Origin of the sequence: Sphingomonas sp. CROZ-RG-20F-R02-07, from assembly GCF_022662335.1 — a bacterium.
Lineage (GTDB): Bacteria > Pseudomonadota > Alphaproteobacteria > Sphingomonadales > Sphingomonadaceae > Sphingomonas.
Genome location: NZ_JAKNQJ010000002.1, coordinates 386,251 through 403,386, shown reverse-complemented (window position 1 = coordinate 403,386; position 17,136 = coordinate 386,251). Strand labels below are relative to the sequence as shown.

The 17,136-nt window shown below is 68.7% G+C and carries 14 protein-coding genes and 1 tRNA gene; 8 read left to right on the top strand and 7 right to left on the bottom strand.

All coding sequences use genetic code 11. From position 1 onward, the window contains the following. The coding region (locus L8H00_RS18780) for a hypothetical protein (RefSeq protein ID WP_277924282.1) at nucleotides 1–5,157 on the bottom strand (5,157 nt) is incomplete at its 3' end. 280 nt (nucleotides 5,158–5,437) lie between these two features. Here L8H00_RS18780 and L8H00_RS05705 point away from each other — a divergent pair. Both L8H00_RS05705 and L8H00_RS05700 read left to right on the top strand, forming a co-directional pair. Next, nucleotides 5,438–6,184 (top strand): SapC family protein, encoded by a 747-nt coding sequence (locus L8H00_RS05705; RefSeq protein ID WP_242096264.1) that lies wholly within the window; start codon nucleotides 5,438–5,440, stop codon nucleotides 6,182–6,184. Nucleotides 6,185–6,250: 66 nt separating this feature from the next. Beyond that, nucleotides 6,251–6,928, top strand: a complete 678-nt coding sequence (locus tag L8H00_RS05700; protein WP_242096263.1) for a hypothetical protein — start codon at nucleotides 6,251–6,253, stop codon at nucleotides 6,926–6,928. A gap of 98 nt (nucleotides 6,929–7,026) precedes the next feature. On the opposite strand, the gene L8H00_RS05695 is transcribed toward L8H00_RS05700, so the two are convergent. The 5 genes from L8H00_RS05695 to L8H00_RS05675 form a co-directional block, all read right to left on the bottom strand. Beyond that, nucleotides 7,027–7,100 (bottom strand) — tRNA-Gly (locus tag L8H00_RS05695). A gap of 13 nt (nucleotides 7,101–7,113) precedes the next feature. Continuing rightward, entirely contained in the window at nucleotides 7,114–8,505 is a 1,392-nt protein-coding gene (locus L8H00_RS05690; RefSeq protein ID WP_242096262.1) for an AarF/ABC1/UbiB kinase family protein, read from the bottom strand. A 4-nt stretch (nucleotides 8,506–8,509) separates the two neighbouring features. After that, nucleotides 8,510–9,004 carry a DUF427 domain-containing protein gene (locus tag L8H00_RS05685; protein WP_242096261.1) on the bottom strand — a complete coding sequence of 165 codons (495 nt, stop codon included), beginning with the start codon at nucleotides 9,002–9,004 and terminating at the stop codon, nucleotides 8,510–8,512. Then, complete coding sequence (locus L8H00_RS05680) at nucleotides 9,001–9,357, bottom strand: DUF393 domain-containing protein (RefSeq protein ID WP_242096260.1); 357 nt, start codon at nucleotides 9,355–9,357, stop codon at nucleotides 9,001–9,003. The genes L8H00_RS05685 and L8H00_RS05680 overlap by 4 nt, the downstream gene beginning before the upstream one ends. A gap of 89 nt (nucleotides 9,358–9,446) precedes the next feature. Continuing rightward, the gene (locus L8H00_RS05675) at nucleotides 9,447–10,220 is read right to left on the bottom strand and encodes a molybdopterin-binding protein (protein WP_242096259.1); all 774 of its coding nucleotides are present in this window, start codon (nucleotides 10,218–10,220) and stop codon (nucleotides 9,447–9,449) included. A gap of 59 nt (nucleotides 10,221–10,279) precedes the next feature. Here L8H00_RS05675 and map point away from each other — a divergent pair, with 59 nt between their 5' ends. After that, nucleotides 10,280–11,107, top strand: coding sequence for a type I methionyl aminopeptidase (gene map, locus L8H00_RS05670; RefSeq protein WP_242096258.1), 828 nt, complete (start codon nucleotides 10,280–10,282; stop codon nucleotides 11,105–11,107). A gap of 3 nt (nucleotides 11,108–11,110) precedes the next feature. On the opposite strand, the gene L8H00_RS05665 is transcribed toward map, so the two are convergent. Then, nucleotides 11,111–11,764, bottom strand: coding sequence for a hypothetical protein (locus L8H00_RS05665; RefSeq protein ID WP_242096257.1), 654 nt, complete (start codon nucleotides 11,762–11,764; stop codon nucleotides 11,111–11,113). On the opposite strand from L8H00_RS05665, the gene purL reads away from it, so the two are divergent. The 5 genes from purL (at nucleotide 11,729) to bfr (ending at nucleotide 17,121) form a co-directional block, all read left to right on the top strand. Continuing rightward, the gene (gene purL, locus L8H00_RS05660) at nucleotides 11,729–13,960 is read left to right on the top strand and encodes a phosphoribosylformylglycinamidine synthase subunit PurL (RefSeq protein ID WP_242096256.1); all 2,232 of its coding nucleotides are present in this window, start codon (nucleotides 11,729–11,731) and stop codon (nucleotides 13,958–13,960) included. The two genes, L8H00_RS05665 and purL, sit on opposite strands and share 36 nt — an antisense overlap. Before the next feature lie 138 nt (nucleotides 13,961–14,098). Continuing rightward, nucleotides 14,099–14,797: a lipid-binding SYLF domain-containing protein gene (locus L8H00_RS05655; RefSeq protein ID WP_242096255.1), complete on the top strand. Its 699-nt coding sequence runs from the start codon at nucleotides 14,099–14,101 to the stop codon at nucleotides 14,795–14,797. Nucleotides 14,798–14,999: 202 nt separating this feature from the next. Then, a complete protein-coding gene (locus tag L8H00_RS05650; protein ID WP_242096254.1) occupies nucleotides 15,000–16,256 on the top strand; it encodes a DUF418 domain-containing protein in 1,257 nt (418 codons plus the stop codon). Between the two features lie 80 nt (nucleotides 16,257–16,336). Beyond that, on the top strand, nucleotides 16,337–16,507 hold the full coding sequence (locus tag L8H00_RS05645) for a (2Fe-2S)-binding protein (RefSeq protein WP_242096253.1): 171 nt from the start codon (nucleotides 16,337–16,339) through the stop codon (nucleotides 16,505–16,507). 92 nt (nucleotides 16,508–16,599) lie between these two features. Continuing rightward, on the top strand, nucleotides 16,600–17,121 hold the full coding sequence (gene bfr / locus L8H00_RS05640) for a bacterioferritin (RefSeq protein ID WP_242096252.1): 522 nt from the start codon (nucleotides 16,600–16,602) through the stop codon (nucleotides 17,119–17,121). Nucleotides 17,122–17,136 lie beyond the last annotated feature (15 nt).

Below are 17,136 nucleotides of genomic sequence, written 5' to 3'. Positions count from 1 at the left end.
CGCGCCGCTGGTCCGCACCTGTCCGTTCAGCGTCAGCGTCGCCGTCCCGCCCGACCCGCCGCCGCCGCCCGCGCCGCCGAAGCCGACACCGATGGCGCCCGCGCCGACGCCGCCGCCCGCCGCGACCGCCGAGACGTTGAAGCCGCCGGCGCCGCCGCCGCCGCCGACGGACTGCGCGATCGCGCCCGCCGACGAACGGCCTGTCGTCGTGACGTTGCCGTCGATCGTCGCCGTCGCGCCGGCCGCACTGCCGCCGCCACCGCCCGATCCGCCCATGCCGAACGCGCCGCTGATCGCGCCTTCGCCGCCGGTCAGCGCTCCCGATATGTTGAAGCCGCCGGCGCCACCGCCACCGCCCACCGACTGGGCCAGGATGGCGTTGGCCGATTCGCCACTGGTCGCCGTCGCCCCCTTGACGGTCAGGAGGACGTCGCCGCTCCTGCCGCCGCCGCCGCCCGATCCGCCGAGGCCGATCGACACGCCAGCCGCGCCGACGCCGCCCGATACGCCGCCGGTCACGTTGAAGCCGCCGCTGCCGCCGCCGCCGCCGACCGATTGTGCGATGATCGCGCCCGCCGCCTGCCCCCGGGTGACGGTGTCGCCGGTCACGCCGAACGTCACCGCATCGCCGGCGCCGCCGCCGCCACCCGACCCGCCGAAGCCAACTCCGACCGCCGCTGCACCGCTGCCGCCGGCCAGATTACCGGTGATGTTGAACCCGCCCGCACCGCCGCCGCCGCCGACCGACTGCGCCAGCAGGCCAAGGCTCTGCGCCCCGATCGTCGTCGTGTTGCCGGTCAGCGCATAATCGACGACGCCGCCGTCGCCACCGCCGCCACCCGATCCGCCGAAGCCGACGCCTGCGGCGACCGCAGCCCCCGTGCTGATCGCTAGGCCACCCTGCACCGTGAAGCCGCCGGCGCCGCCGCCGCCGCCGATCGACTGGATATAGGCGCCGGTCGACCGATCGCCGTGCGTGCTGATGTTGCCGAAGGTCGTGCCTTCGACGCGGCCGCCGCTCTTGCCCGCGCCGCCCGATCCGCCGAAGCCGACATTGACCGCACCGGCACCGACGCCCACCGCTGCGGAGATGCCGGCCGATACGTTGAAGCCGCCAGCGCCGCCGCCGCCACCCACCGATTGCAACACCATGCCGCTGCTATCGTCGCCCGTCGTCATCGTGTTGCCGGTGACAAAACCGCGCACCAGTTGCGCATAGCCGCCATCGCCGCCCGCGCCGCCAAAGCCCACCGATGCGCCAAGCGCACCGCCGCCCGCGGCCGCGGCGGTCAGCGTGCCGGTGACGTTGAACCCGCCAGTGCCGCCACCGCCACCGATCGATTGCCCGACCAGCGCGTTGCTCTGCGCACCCTGGGTGGTCGTATCGCCGACCCGGGTCAGCGTCACCTCGCCGCCATAGCCGCCCTTGCCGCCCGATCCGCCGAAGCCGACGCTGGCGGCCGCCGCGGCCCCGCCGCCGCCGGCGACCGCGCCAGTGACGTTGAAGCCGCCCGCACCGCCGCCGCCGCCCACCGATTGCACCAGCGCGCCGGTCGATCGGTCGCCGGTGGTGACGATCGCACCCGTCAGCGTACCCGTCGTCGTGCCGCCGAAGCCGCCATCGCCGCCCGCGCCGCCGAAGCCGAGGCCCGCCGCACCCGCACCACTGCCACCGGCCGCGAGACCGGCCGAGACGCTGAACCCGCCCGCGCCGCCGCCGCCGCCGACCGACTGCACCACGACGCCGTTCGACAGCTCGCCGTGCGTGGTGATCGTACCGTTGGTGATGCCGGTCGCGCTGTCGCCGTTGCCGCCACCGCCGCCCGCGCCGCCAAATCCTGCCGCCGCGCCAGCGCCGGCGACGCCCGCCACCCCGCCGCCCGCGGCCACGTTGAAGCCACCGGCGCCGCCGCCGCCGCCGACCGACTGGACCACGACCGCGCCCGATCGGGCACCGTTCGTGCTGATCGACCCCAGCGTGCCGGTCACGACACCGCCGTTGCCGCCGCCGCCGCCCGTGCCGCCGAAGCCGATCCCCGCAGCGCCACCCGCCGCCAGCGCGCCGCTCAGCGCCACGGCGACGTTGAATCCACCCGCGCCGCCGCCGCCGACCGATTGGACGAGCGCGCCGACCGAATCGAGACCGGTGGTCGCGATGGAACCGCCAAAGCCCGCATCGACGATGCCGCCCTGACCGCCCAGACCGCCCGAGCCGCCGAAGCCCGACGCGAGCGAGATCGACCCCACCGCAGCGCTGCCTGCGCCGGTGATCGTGGCACCGCCGTTGCCGCCACCGCCGCCGACCGATTGCGCGACGAAGCCGTTGGAGAAGGCGCCTCCCGTCGCGATCGATCCGCCGGCGTTGGCGACGGTCACGTCGCCGCCCTTGCCGCCGTTGCCGCCCGAACCGCCGATGCCGAGTGCGAACGCGCCGGCCGCGATCGGGCCGGCCGCGACCGACACCGACACCGCCAGCGCGCCGTTGCCGCCGCCGCCGCCGACCGATTGCGCGATCATGCCCTGGGCGTTGTCGCCCTTCGTCGTGATGTCGATCAGGCCGTGGACGGTGACGGATCCGCCTTCACCGCCATCGCCGCCCTTGCCGCCCAGCGCGAAACTGCCGTTCGTCAGCAGGCTGGCCCCCACCGCCGCAGCGACGCCGCCGTTGCCGCCGCCGCCACCCACCGATTGCGCCAGCACGCCGCGCGACTGATCCTCGGTCGTCGCGATCGCGGACGTGCGCTGTACCGTGCCGAGCCCGGGCAACGTCACCGTCATCGGGGTGAAGTCCAGCGTGACGTCGCCGCCCTTGCCCCCGCTCGTGCCCTTGCCGCCGACCGCGATGCTCAACAGGCTGCTGAGCGACCCGGCCGCGCCGCCATTGCCACCGCCGCCGCCGATCGACTGCGCGACGATGCCGTCCGCCGCGATCCCGCCGGTCGTGATCGATCCCCCGTGCGACACCTTGACGGTGCCGCCATCGGACGCCGTGCCGCCAGCACCACCGATCGAGAGCAGGCCGCCGGAATAGCCGCCATTGCCGCCGCCGCCACCGATCGATTGCGCCAGCAGGCCCGTCGACCGCTCGCCGACGGTCGCGATCGACCCGGTGTTGACGACCGTGACCAGATTGCCGCTGCTCCCTGCCGCGGCATCGCCGCCGATCGAGAGCAGACCGCCCGCCGCACCGCCATCGCCGCCGCCGCCGCCGACCGACTGCGCGAAGATACCGCGCGCCAGATTGCCGCCGGTGCTGATCGCGCCGTCGTTGACGACCGTGACCGTTCCGCCGGTGCCGCCGATGCCGCCCTTGCCGCCGAGCGAGACCACGCCCGTGCCGTAACCGCCGGTGCCGCCGCCGCCGCCGATCGACTGCGCCAGGATCGCGGTACTGCCGTCGCGCGCCGTAGTGACCGATCCTGCCGCGCTCTGCGAGATGCCGACGTCGCCGCCATCACCGCCGCCACCGGCATTGCCGCCGAACGCGAGCAGGCCGATCGTGCCCTGCGCCGCGCCGCCACCGCCACCGACCGATTGCGCGAACAGGCCACGCGAATCGACGCCCGCGGTGGTGATCGTGCCACCGCTCTCGATCGTCGCCGCGGCCGCCTTGCCCCCCTTGGTGCTCGATCCGCCAAGCGATACCAGGCCGACGCCGACCTTTCCGGAGCCGCCGCCGCCGCCGACCGACTGCGCAACCACGCCGTCGGCTTCGATGCCACGCGTCGCGACCACCGCGCCGTCGAGAACCCGGACGGTGGCGCTCTCGGCATTGCCGCCGCCGCCGCCGCTCGACCCCAGCGACAATAGCGCAACGCTGGCTCCGCCGCTGCCGCCGCCACCGCCGACCGATTGCGCGAACAGACCGGTGGCATAGTCGCCCGACGTGATCGTCGCCGACGTGCCCGTCGCGGTCAGCGTAACGGCCGATCCCGTGCCGCCCGTACCGCCGCCGAGGCCGGTCGCCACGATGACCCCGCCGCTGGTGCCCGCGTTGCCGCCATCGCCACCCACCGACTGGGCCAGCACGCCATAGGCATTGTCACCCGACGTCTGCACCCGCCCGCGCGTCGTCACATCCACCTTGCCGCCGTCGCCCGCGATCGTGCCGCTGCCGCCGCCCGCGACCGAGACGTAGCTGTTGCCACCCGAACCGCCCGAGCCGCCGACCGACTGCCCGACGATCCCCGCCGCGCCCTTGCCCAAAGTCGTCACGTCGGCGCTGCTGTCCAGCGTCACGTCACCGCCCGTGCTGGCGACGCCACCGCTGCCGCCGCTGCCGGTAGTGCCTATGTTACGGCCGCCGGCACCGCCGGTACCGCCAGCGCTCTGTGCGAAAATGCCATAGACGCCGGTGCCCGACGTCTCGATCGTCACGCCCGGCTTGACGGTCAGCGACACCATGCCGCCATTGCCCGCATTGCCGCCCGCCTTGCCGCCGCCGGCAAGGTTCAGGTACGAACCGCCGCCAGTGCCGCCATTGCCACCGATGCTCGCGGCATAGATGCCAGCCGGATTGCCCGTGATCGCCGTGATCTTTGCGGGAGGATTGCCGGCCGGGGGCGACACCACCGCGACGACCGGCGCACCCGAACCGCCCGCACCGCCTTCGCTTGCCGGTACGAACAGGGCGCCTGCGCGACCGCCACTGCCCCCCGCACCCTTCTGCACGATCGACACGGTGTTGGCGCTGCCGGCTGGGGCGACGATGGGGATCAATCCAGCCGGCGCGCCGGCCGGGCCGGTTGCCAACGGTGCGGCGACCTGTTCCGTCTGGGTGGTCGTATCCTTGCTGTTGCTCAATTCGATGGCGACGACGACGGGAGTGTTGCCGATCGTCTTCGTGGTGACGGACTCGACCTTGTACGTGATCGCTTCGGTGCCCTGCCCGACGGTGAACGTGTCGTTGACCGCGGTCTTGGTGATGATGCGGTTGTTCTGATCGGTCTGAACCGCCGAGTCGCTTAATTGAGCCACGACCTTTTCATCAAGGCCGGTCGCCGGATTAAGGATCATGTCTCCGACCTGATAGGTCTGCGCGTAGGCGATCGAGGAGGTCGCCGATACCGCGATCGCGGCCAGCACGCGGGGAGACATCAGGCCGGCGTTCTCGACCAGCAACCGCGCGACAAGACCGCGCTGACCAACATTACGCACCGGCATTCCCCCCCGATAGATGACCGCCCGGCCCCCCGACGCGATCACAATGGCTCTGGCGCTATCACCTTAACCGCTCCGTTGCCACGACACTTTGGCGTGGCCAGCCAACTATCCCGAAACCGGACAATTTGCGTTTGCGTTATGCTGGCCAGCGCAACCATGACCCAGGGTCAGTAGCGATCTCTTTCTTTAAATCTTGTGCGATACGTGTAGCTGAGAGACATAATTTCTTGACGCACCCCTTTGCGTCACCATCACGACGGATCGATAAACGGCAATGGATACGCTCGCGCTACCCGCAGATCGCTTCATCGAGGGTGTGTTGCCACTTTACGGCAACGTCACGCTGGTCACGGCGGAACGTCATGGCGACCTGCAACTCGCGCCGGATGCCGCCTTCGGCTTTGCACGCGATGCGGCGATCGTCCCGTTGACGATGGATGAATTCGAACGGGCGGCGCTCGACTATCCGATCGTCTTCTTCGGGCCGGCGCGTCGGGCGTTTGCGGTGATGGGCCTTACGGCCGATCGGAACCTGTTCGTCGGCGCGAACGACGAGGTGTTCCGACCGGGTGCTTACATACCCGCCTATCTGCGCCGTCACCCCTTCGCGCTGGTGGAGGACAGGGATCAGGGCCGCTGGGTGTTGGGCGTCGATGAAACCTCCGTCCGGCTGGCCTCGGCCGGCGCCACGCCGCTGTTCGCGGACGGTGAGCCGACCGACGCGCTGCGATCGGTCGTTGCATTCTGCGAATCCTACCAGAACGCGCAGATCCGAACCGAAAACTGGGTACGGATCCTCGACGATTTCGACTTGCTCGAAGCCCGCCAAGCCCATCACCGGCCCCTGGATGACGCCGAGCCGGTGTTGCTGCTCGACTATGCCGCCGTCAACCGCGACCGGCTTGAGGCACTGGATGCCGCGGCGATCATGCGATTGCAGGCGCTCGGCGGATGGGGTCCGATCTATGCGCACCTTTTCTCGGCGGCAAACTGGGAACGACTTGCCATCGCGTCGTCTTGATAAAGTCCGCCTTTACCAACGGCTGCTAGGCGAGGCAGCGATACGCTCCAATGGAGACCCGTCTGCATGTCTTCGCCGTTTCCGGCCCGCTCGGTTGCCCTGCTCGCCGCGATCGTGGCTGCAGGGTTGGAACTGTGGCTGACCATCCGTGCCGACCTCGATCCGATGTTCGCGTTACCGCTGGCGATCGCGACGGGCGCCGTGGCGATCTGGTCCTGTCTCGCGCTCGATGCATTGATCCGCAGGCGCGCCAGACCCGACCGGACGGACATCATAGACGTTCGCGACCTCCAGCACAGCAATCGTGTTGCGCTCGACGATCACGGCCGACGGATCGGGCAGATGGAAACCATGCTCGCGTTCCTCGCCACCCAGCCCGCGCTCGACGAGGCTGAAGACAGGCTTGCCGCAGCGGCGACCGCCGTAGAACGCTGGGAATCGCTACAGTTCACATTGCCGATCTGGTATGATGCACGGCGCGCATGGACGGCCTTGGCCGAACGCCTAGCCCCCGGCTGCACCGCCGGCGCCGACATGCCCGATTCTGACGAGCTTCGCATCGCACGCGAACAGCTGCCCATGACGCAGAACTTTTCCAGCGAAGACTTGAAGGCCGCCATTCACTATATCACGCAAGTCCAACATATGGCTGGGTCCCGGAATTTATTGCAAGTGCGCAGAAACGCCGTCTTCGAAGCGGCAAACTTCAGCTCAGCATTCATAGATGCGAGCGTCGCGATCTGATTTGGGCCCCGCGAGAAGACCACAGTTAAGCGATCTTTATCGACTGACGGACGAGCAGATGGCGCGGGCGCGATCCGCCGGGGCACTTACTGCAAAGATGGAGCGGGTGAAGGGAATCGAACCCTCGTCGTAAGCTTGGGAAGCTTCTGCTCTGCCATTGAGCTACACCCGCGATGCCGAGACCTCTAGCTGCCGCTCCCGGCCGGCGCAAGCGGCTCGGCGGGACGCGGCGTTTCGCCCGCGTCCGTCCGCAATCGGGCATCGAGCATCGCGCGCACGTCCACCCGCGCCTTCAGCCGCGCGGCGAGCAGCGCGGTGCCGCTGATCTTGCGCTGGACGAACAGCAGGTCGATCGGCGGCAGGTGCCAGGTCGCCTGATCCGCGGCGATCGCCGCGCCCTCCTCGCGCAGCGAGCCGACAAAGGCGCGGTCGCCGAAATCGAACGGCCCGGCCCGCCCGAGTTCGCCGACGATCACCGCGATCATCCGGTCGATCGCGGGCCCGTGCCGCGCCACCGCTTCCGGCCCCAGAAACCCCGCCGCGAGCGCCGCGTCGCGCACGCCGCCGATGTCGCCCGCGAGGCCCGCCCGGATCAGCCGCCGATACGCCTCGGACGTGCCGGCGCCGACGGCACGCGCCGCGCCGAAATCGAGCAGGACGAGCCGGCCGCTCTCGGGCTGGTAGCGGTAGTTGCCGAAATTGGGATCGGTCTGCATCAGCCCGAAGGCGAACAATTCGCCCAGCACCAGATCGATCAGCGCGTGCATCGCCCGATCGCGCTCGTCCTGAGGTGCCTCCGCCAGCGATTCGATCGGAGCGCCCGCGACATAGCTCATCGCCAACACGCGTTCGGTGGTGAACTCGCGGTCGAGCACGGGCACGACATAGGCCGGGCGGTCGGCCAGCAGCGCGCCGAACCGCGTCATCTGCTCGCCCTCGCGGGCGTAATCCGCTTCCTCCGCCAATTGCCGCTTGGCCTCGGCGAGCAGCGGCGCGATATCGATCCGCCGCGGTAGCAGCCTGGAGACGCGCAGCAGCGTGGCGACATTGTCGACATCCGCATCGATGCTCTCGCGCACGCCCGGATATTGCACCTTGATCGCCAGATCGCGGCCGTCGCGCGTAATCGCGCGGTGCACCTGCCCGATCGACGCGGCGGCCAGCGGCGTCGCGTCGAACCGCGTGAAGCGCCGTCGCCAATCCATCCCCCATTCGCGTGCCAGCACCTGCTGCAACTGCGCGGGCGGCATATGGTGTGCCCGGTCGCGCAGCCGTGCCATGATGTCCGCCAGCTCGGGCGGCAGCATGTCGCCGGCATCCATTGAGATCATCTGCCCGAGCTTCATCGCCGCCCCGCGCAGGTGCGACAGCCGATCCGCAACGCGCCCGACATTGCCGGGAGTGAGCAGCATGTCGCGCACCCGCGGCCGCTCGCCATCGGCGATCCGGCGCGCGCCTTCGGCCAGCATGCCGCCCGCCACGCCGCCTGCCAGACGGCCGAACTGGCCGAAGCGCGACAGTCGGCCGCGCGGCACCGCGCGGTTGCGGCCGGGATCGGGATCGCCGTCGTCGCTCATCGTCTCACCATCCTCGGCTGCCGGGCACGCCCTTGAACGGGCCGGCGAGATCGGGCGTGATCCATCCGCCGTAGAATTCGCCGGGTTGCGGCACGACGACCGCACCATCGACGGTGCAGCGATCGAACGGCGCGGCATAGAAAGCGATATGGTCGCGGAGCGCGGCGAAGGCGCGGCTCGGATCGGGATAGCTCCAGCCGACCCCCGGCAGCACGGTGTCGCCCAGCACGAGATCCCAATAGACCGCGTTTCCCTTCCACTCGCAGAACGACGTGCCGCCGGCCCGGCGCAGCAAACCGGGCACGATCGCTTCGGGCGGGAGGTAATAGCTGGGCGGATGGCTCGTCTCGATCGTCCGGATGCTCGCCCGCGTGTCCGCCACGATCGTGCCGCGATGGGCGATGACGATATGGGCGGCGCTCGGCTCAGCGCGTGCCGGCCTGGGATAGGACCACACGCTCTCCTGCCCCGGCCCCGCCGGATCAGGCCGCGGCCTCACGACGACACACGCCCGCCGGCGAGCCGCTGGATCCGCGGCCGCACGCGAAGGAACAGCGTGTAGAGGCGTTCGAGCAGCGCCAGCACCCAGCGGCGCCGCGCCGCAAGTCCCAGCGGCCGGAGCAGCGGGATCGCCCGCCACATCGCCGCGAACGCCGCCGCGCCTTGCAGCATCCGCCCATCCTCGCATGCGTGAAACCGCGCGAGCAACGCCGCCCGATCGCGCGGGCACGCCCGTGCTGTGGTCGCATCCACGAAGCGGATCGCGCCCCGCCGATCCAGCCGCCGCATCAACGCGATCTCGCGGCGACAGAGCGGGCAGCCGCCATCATGCCAGACGGTCAGATTGGTCATGAACGGCATATGGGGTGCCGCGCGGGCGAACGCATGGGGTAAGAGCCTGATTCCGTGCGGATGGCCTTCGCCGTCCGGATCGGCGCGCTTCAGATCCCGCCCTGCGCCACCACGCGACCTTCCGCCTCCAGCGCTTCGGTCAGGTCGGCGAGACAGGCATCCACCGCCGCCGCATCGGGGCTGCGCACCACGAAATTCGCGCCCGTCCGGCCGTCGCGGAAGAAAGGGTAGCTTCCGATCGCCACGCCGCCTTCCGTCGCGCGATCATGGCGCTTCTCGGTTTCGCGAAGCAGATCGGCGACCTCGCTTTCCGCGACCCAGCAGCCGATCGATTTCGAAACGACCGGACGCCCGCCCTCAAGCGTGCCGGTCAGCGCGTCGAGCATGCCCGCGGTAATATGCGGCACGCCCGCCATCACGAAGATGTTGCCGATGCGGATGCCGGGCGCGCCCGAGACGCGATTGTCGATCAAGGTGGCGCCTTCCGGCACACGCGCCATCCGCGCCCGCGCCTCCGTCAGGCCGCCGCGGCTTTCGTAATAGCGCTCCAGCACCGCCATCGCCTGCGGGTGGTGGACGACGCCGGTGCCCAGCGCCTCGGCGATCGCATCGACGGTGATATCGTCGTGAGTCGGGCCGATGCCGCCCGTCGTGAACAGATAATCGTTGCGCGCGCGCAGCGTGTTCACCGCCTCGACGATCGCGGCGGTGCGGTCCGCCACGACGCGCACCTCGGCCAGCCGGATGCCCTGCACGCCCAGCCATGCGGCGATCTGCGCGACGTTGCGATCCTGCGTGCGGCCCGACAGGATCTCGTCGCCGATCACCACCAGCGCGGCGGTCCAGATGCGTTCATGTGCCATGGCGCAGACCCTAGCCCTCTCCTCTCGCAAAGCCCAGCCGGGCGGGCTATATCGTTCGCATGACCGATTACATGACCGTTTCCGCCGACGCGCCCGAGGGCCGCACCGGCGCGATCAAGCTTCACGGCCGCGCCGCGTTCGACGGCATGCACCGCGCCGGGCGGCTTGCCGCCGAGACGCTCGACATGATCGCGGCCCACATGGTGCCGGGCGTGACGACCGCCGAGATCGACCGGATCGTCTATGATTTCATCCTCGCGCGCGGTGGCGTGCCGGCGACGCTCGGCTATCGGGGCTATACGCATTCGAGCTGCATCTCGATCAACCATGTCGTCTGCCACGGCATCCCGAGCGAGAAGACGCTGAAATCGGGCGATATCGTCAATCTCGACGTCACCCCGATCGTGGACGGGTGGCACGGCGACTCGAGCCGGATGTACCTGATCGGCGACGTCCCGCTCAAGGCCCGGCGGCTGGTCGAAGTCACCTATGAATGCCTGATGCTCGGCATCGAGCAGGCAAAGCCCGGCAACCGGATGGGCGACGTCGCGAATGCGATCCAGCGCCATGCCGAAAAACACCGTTACGGCGTGGTCCGCGATTTCTGCGGCCATGGCGTCGGGCGCCTGTTCCACGATGCGCCCGAGGTGGTGCATGTCGGCAAGCCCGGCACCGGGCCCGAACTGAAGCCCGGCATGATCTTCACTATCGAGCCGATGATCAACACCGGCCGGCCCGACGTGAAGCTGCTCGACGACGGCTGGACCGCAGTGACACGCGACCGCTCGCTCAGCGCGCAGTTCGAACATTCGATCGGCATCACCGAGGAGGGCTGCGAGATCTTCACGCTCAGTCCGGCCGGATACACCCAACCGCCCTACGTCTAGGTATCACCGCCGGCAGCGGCGCGCGCTCTGCAACCCGCGAAGGAAGCCGCGCCGGGCGATACCGGCATCGATCGCCGCGGTCTTGCGCCGCTCCGCCGCGCTCGCACCGCTCACTTCGCGAACGATGCCGCGGAAGGGGATCAGCGAGTTGACGATCGCGCTGCTGCCGATCTCCGCCATGTTCTGCCTGTTGGTCGACGGCGAAGTGGAAAAATCGGGGCCGATGACGTGGGTCAGCGCGGCGATCGACTCTGCGATGGCCGCGCAGCTTCCCGTTCCCGCGGTCGAATAGGGCGCCTCGCTCGTCCGCACGAGCAAGGGCGGAATCCGCGTCTTCGCCAATCCCACGTCGCGCGCGGGCTGCGACAGGATATACCCGACCGATTGTGCGCTCAAGGGCGCGACGGACAGCAGGGCGCATGCAATGCCCGCGACGATGCCGCGGGTGTGAAATCGGGCTGCTATCAAGACATCCTCCTCGCGACGACCACGCGGCGGGATGCCGCGTGTCGGATCGGATGTGTAACGATCGACCGGCAAGAGCGATCCGCGCCTTTGAAAACGCATATCCCAAATCATGGCCGGGGTGACGCGGCCGAGCCTCCCCGCTAAAGCCTCGGCATGACCGCCATCACGCCCCAGATCGTCGCCGAACACGGCCTGTCCCCCGACGAATATGCCCGCGTCCTCAACGCGCTCGGCCGCGAGCCGAACCTCGTGGAGCTGGGCATCTTCTCGGTGATGTGGTCCGAGCATTGCAGCTACAAATCTTCGCGCATCCATCTGAAGACGCTGCCGACCGCCGGCCCGCAGGTGATCTGCGGCCCCGGCGAGAATGCCGGCGTCGTCGATATCGGTGACGGCCAGGCGGCGATCTTCAAGATGGAGAGCCACAACCATCCCTCCTATATCGAGCCTTATCAGGGCGCGGCAACGGGCGTGGGCGGGATCCTGCGCGACGTGTTCACGATGGGCGCACGGCCGGTCGCCAACATGAACGCATTGCGCTTTGGGGCGCCCGATCATCCCAAGATGCGCCACCTGATCGCCGGCGTCGTCCATGGCATCGGCGGCTACGGCAATTGCGTCGGCGTGCCGACCGTCGGCGGCGAGGTCAATTTCCACAAGGCGTATGACGGGAACATCCTCGTCAACGCGATGACCGTGGGGATCGCGGATACCGACAAGATCTTCTACTCCGCCGCCAGCGGGATCGGCAATCCAATCGTCTATGTCGGCAGCAAGACCGGCCGCGACGGCATCCACGGCGCGACCATGGCCTCCGCCAGCTTCGACGAGGACAGCGACGAGAAGCGCCCGACGGTTCAGGTGGGCGATCCCTTCACCGAAAAGCTGCTGATCGAGGCGTGCCTCGAGCTGATGGCGACCGACGTGATCGTCGCCATCCAGGACATGGGCGCGGCCGGGCTCACCTCCTCGTCGGTCGAAATGGCGTCGAAGGGCGGCGTCGGCATCGAATTGGTGATGGACGACGTGCCGCAGCGCGAGACGGGCATGACGCCTTACGAGATGATGCTGAGCGAAAGCCAGGAGCGGATGCTCATGGTGCTGAAACCCGGCCGCGAGGCGGAAGCGGAGGCGATCTTCCGCAAATGGGAGCTGGACTTCGCGGTGATCGGCCGCGTGACCGACACCGGCCGCATGGTGCTGACCCACAAGGGCGAGACGGTGTGCGACATCCCGCTCGGCCCGCTTGCCGACGATGCGCCCGCCTATGATCGCCCGCATGTAAAGACCATGCCCCCTGCCCCGCTGGGCGACGTGCCGGCCTGTACCGACCCCGCCGCCGATCTGCTCGCGCTGATGGCCTCGCCCGACATCGCCAGCCGGCGCTGGATCTGGGAGCAATATGACCACATGGTCGGCGCGGACACGGTGCAGCGGCCCGGCGGCGACGCGGCGGTGGTGCGCGTTCACGGCACGCAGAAGGGGCTGGCGATCAGCACGGATTGCACGCCGCGCTACTGCTTCGCCGACCCCTATGAGGGCGGCAAACAGGCGATTGCGGAATGCTGGCGCAACCTGACCGCGGTGGGTGCGACGCCGCTCGCCACCACCGACTGCATGAATTTCGGCAATCCGCAGCGCCCCGAGATCATGGGGCAGTTCGTCGGCTGCATCGAGGGCATGGGCGAGGCATGCCGCGCGCTCGACTTCCCGATCGTCTCGGGCAATGTCAGCCTGTATAACGAGACAAAGGACGAGGATGGCGGCGCCACCGCGATCCTGCCCACGCCGGCGATCGGCGGCATCGGCCTGCTCGCCGATTATACCAAGAGCGCGACGATCGCGTTCAAGGGCACCGGCGACATCGTCGTGCTGGTCGGCGAACATCGCGGCCATCTCGGCCAGTCGCTCTGGTTGCGCGAGATCCATGGCCGCGACGGCGTCGAGGCCGGGCCGCCCCCGCCGATCGACCTGGCGGCCGAGCGCCGCACCGGCGACTATATCCGCGAAGGCATCGCCAGCGGCGCGATCACCGCCTGCCACGATGTGTCCGATGGCGGAGTCGCCGTGGCCGTGGCGGAGATGGCGCTAGCGGGTGATATCGGCGCGATGCTCGACACCTCGGCCGAATGCGGCGTCGCAGGCACCTGGTTCGCCGAAGATCAGGGGCTGTATGTCGTAACGATCGAGGATCACGCGCTCTATGATTTCCTGCTCGGTGCGGATGCGGCCGGCATCGCGGCGCAGCCGATCGGGCGGACGATCGCGAGCCGCCTCGTCTTCGAACTGGATGCCGGCGATTTCGTCCTGACGCTCGATAAACTGCGCGCGGCGCATGAGGGCTTTTTCCCCGCACTGATGGGAGCAGACGCCGCCGGGGCATGACGCGGCGCGGCGGCGCCCTGGTGCACGAACTTCGAAGGCGCGGCGGGAACGCAGGGCCCGGTGTCGTGTTCAGCCCCTGTCGAACCGCACGGCCAGCCGTGCCGGGTCGTCGCCGAACCGATCGAAAGGATGCCTCTCATGGCCAGTACCCGTTCCACCGTCTCCGCGATCCTGTGCGCCGGGGCGCTCGCCGGCATGGCCGCCCCTACGGCCGCACTCGCGCAGGCCCGCCATTACAGCGCCCGGAGCGACGAAGCGCACGGCCCGCAGAAGCTGGTCGACAAGGCCGCCTCGGTGGTCGTCGAGATGGAACGGGATCGCAAGATCGCGCCGCTGATCGGTCGCGCCGTCGGCCTTTACGTCATTCCCGAATATGGCCGTGCAGGCTTCATCATCGGCGGTAAGGGCGGTGCGGGCGTCGTCGTGACGCGCAACCGCACCGGCGGTTGGAGCTCGCCCGCGTTCTTCAACACCGGTGGCCTCAGCATCGGGGCGCAGATCGGCGCAGCCGGTGGCGCGATCGTCTATCTGCTGATGGATCGCAAGGCGGTCGACGCGTTCCGCAGCCCCCGCAAGTTCGCGCTGGACGCCGGCGCCGGCGTGTCGGTCATCAATTATTCCGACGCGGCGCAAGGCTCGACGTTCAAGGGCGATGCGGTGCTCTGGACCAACATCAAGGGCGCCTATGCCGGCGCCACGGTGGGCGCGACGGGCGTCGATTACGATCAGGGCCGGGTGAAGGAATATTATGGCCGCCCGGTGAACGTCAATGCGCTGCTCGACGGCCGCGTCACCGCCCCCGGCGCCCGCGCGCTGACGCGCGTTCTGCCCCGTTAATTCGAAGGCCGGTCCTTCCCGTTTTGGGAAGGACCGGCAGCCGACGCGGCACCATGATGGACTGTAGTTGATCCAGTCCCCCCTTCGCGTGCGGCACCGGCCCTTGGACAAGGTCGGGGCAAACGGCGCAAATGACGCCATCGAACGCTAGAAGACTCCGCCGCCCTGTTGTGCCCCGCCACATTGTGCGAGCGTGGCTCGTATGACTGCACGCCCCTTGCCCCTGTCGCAGCGCATTGCCGCGCTCGACGTCATTCGCGGCGTCGCGGTGCTCGGCATCCTCGCCGCGAACATCGCGGCCTTCGGCCTGCCAGAGCCGGCCTATTTCTCCCCCGCCGCGCTCGGCACCCCCAGCCGCGCCGACCTCGTCGCCTGGGCGCTCACCTTCGTGCTGGTCGAGGGCAAGATGCGCGGGCTGTTCACGCTTTTGTTCGGCGCCTCGATGCTGCTGGTGATCGACCGTGCGGAGGCGGCGGGGGACGATCCGGCGAAGGTCCATTATGCGCGCATGGCGTGGCTCTTCGTCTTCGGGCTGGTGCATCTCTATCTCTTCTGGTGGGGTGACATCCTGACGCATTATGCGCTCGTCGGCTGCATCGCCTATGCGTTCCGGCATCTTCGGGTGCGCTGGCTGGTGCTGCTGGCCGGCGCCGCATTCACGCTGCAGACGCTGGAGTTCGCCGCCATCGCGCTCGACCTGTTCCGCCGCCATGCCGCGGCGTTTGCGGCGCATGCATCGCCGAACGCCGTAGCGGATTGGCAGGCGCTCGCCTCGCCTTTCGGCCGACCCACGGAGGCCGAGGTCGCGCGCGAAGTGGCGGCGGCGCGCGGCAGCTTCGGCACGTTGCTCGCCTGGCGGTGGAGCACCAACACCGATCCCTTCACCTTTCTCCCCGCGGGCGGCATGGAAACGCTCGGCTATATGCTGCTCGGCATGGCGGGGCTGCGCAGCGGCTTCCTTAGCGGCGCATGGACGCGGCGCACCTATGCGCGGATTGCGGTGGCGTTGCTGGCGATGACGGTGCCGCTATCGATCGCGCTGGCGGCTTTCGATCGGGCATGGGGCTTCGATCCGCGCGCGGTGTTCCTGGCCGCGCTCCCCCTGGCGACGCCGATCCACGTGCCGATGGTGCTCGGCTACGCCGCGCTGGTGATGGCGCTTGCACGAGCCGGCGGTTGGTGGACGCGCCGCTTTGCCGCCGCCGGCCGGATGGCGTTCACCAATTATCTCGGCACGACGCTCGTCTGCACTACCATCTTCTATGGCTATGGCCTCGGCCTGTTCGACCGCTTGGGCCGGGCGCAACTCTACGCCGCGGTCGTGGCTACATGGGTCGTCATACTGGCCGGATCCAGACCCTGGCTAACGCGATACCGCTATGGCCCGCTCGAATGGCTATGGCGCAGCCTTGCGCGCCTCGCCTGGCAGCCGATGCGTGGCGCAAATCCGATAAGATGAGGATGCTGCTGCGACTTAGGCGCAATATGTCTTGCGAGTTGTTCGCATTAGCGGCATATTGATCTCGAAAAGGAGCAGCCATGGTTGTCTGCGTTTGCAATGCGATACGGGAAAGCGATGTCCGCGCGTGCGCGCGTGGGGGATGTCAGACGCCCTGTCAGACGTTTCGTTCGCTCGGCCGCCAGCCCAAATGCGGCCAATGCGCCTCGTTTACGCGGGCGATCATCGATGCCGAACGCGCGGCTGCGTAGCGTTTGCAACAATAAACGCGGCCTGAACCCGCAAGATTCCGACTTGTCCAAGTCTAACCGTGGGGGCTACATAGGATCCAAGGGAGATCACCATGGCCGGTAAAGGCGACCCGCGGGTCTTGGACTATCTGAACGAAGCGCTCCGTAACGAACTGACTGCGATCAACCAATATTGGCTTCATTACCGCATGCTCGATCATTGGGGCGTCTACAAGCTCGCCCAATATGAGCGGATGGAATCCATCGACGAGATGAAGCACGCCGACTGGCTGTCGGAGCGTATTCTCTATCTCGACGGTTTGCCCAATTTTCAATTGCTTGGTCGCCTGCGCATCGGCGAAACGGTCGAGGAAGTGCTCAAATCCGATCTTGCGATGGAGATGGAAGCGGTCGATCAACTCAAGGAATCGATCGCCTATTGCGAGCAGGTGAAGGACTATGTCAGCCGCGATCTGTTCGCGCGGATCCTGGCGAGCGAGGAAGAGCATGTCGATACGCTCGAGCGGCAGTTCGAGATGATCGCACGGATGGGGATCCACAATTACGTGCAGCTCAACTCTATTTCGGAGCATGATTCGCCCAAGACCGGCGCGGCGCCGTATCTGAAGGGCTGAAGGAGCAGGCCGGGC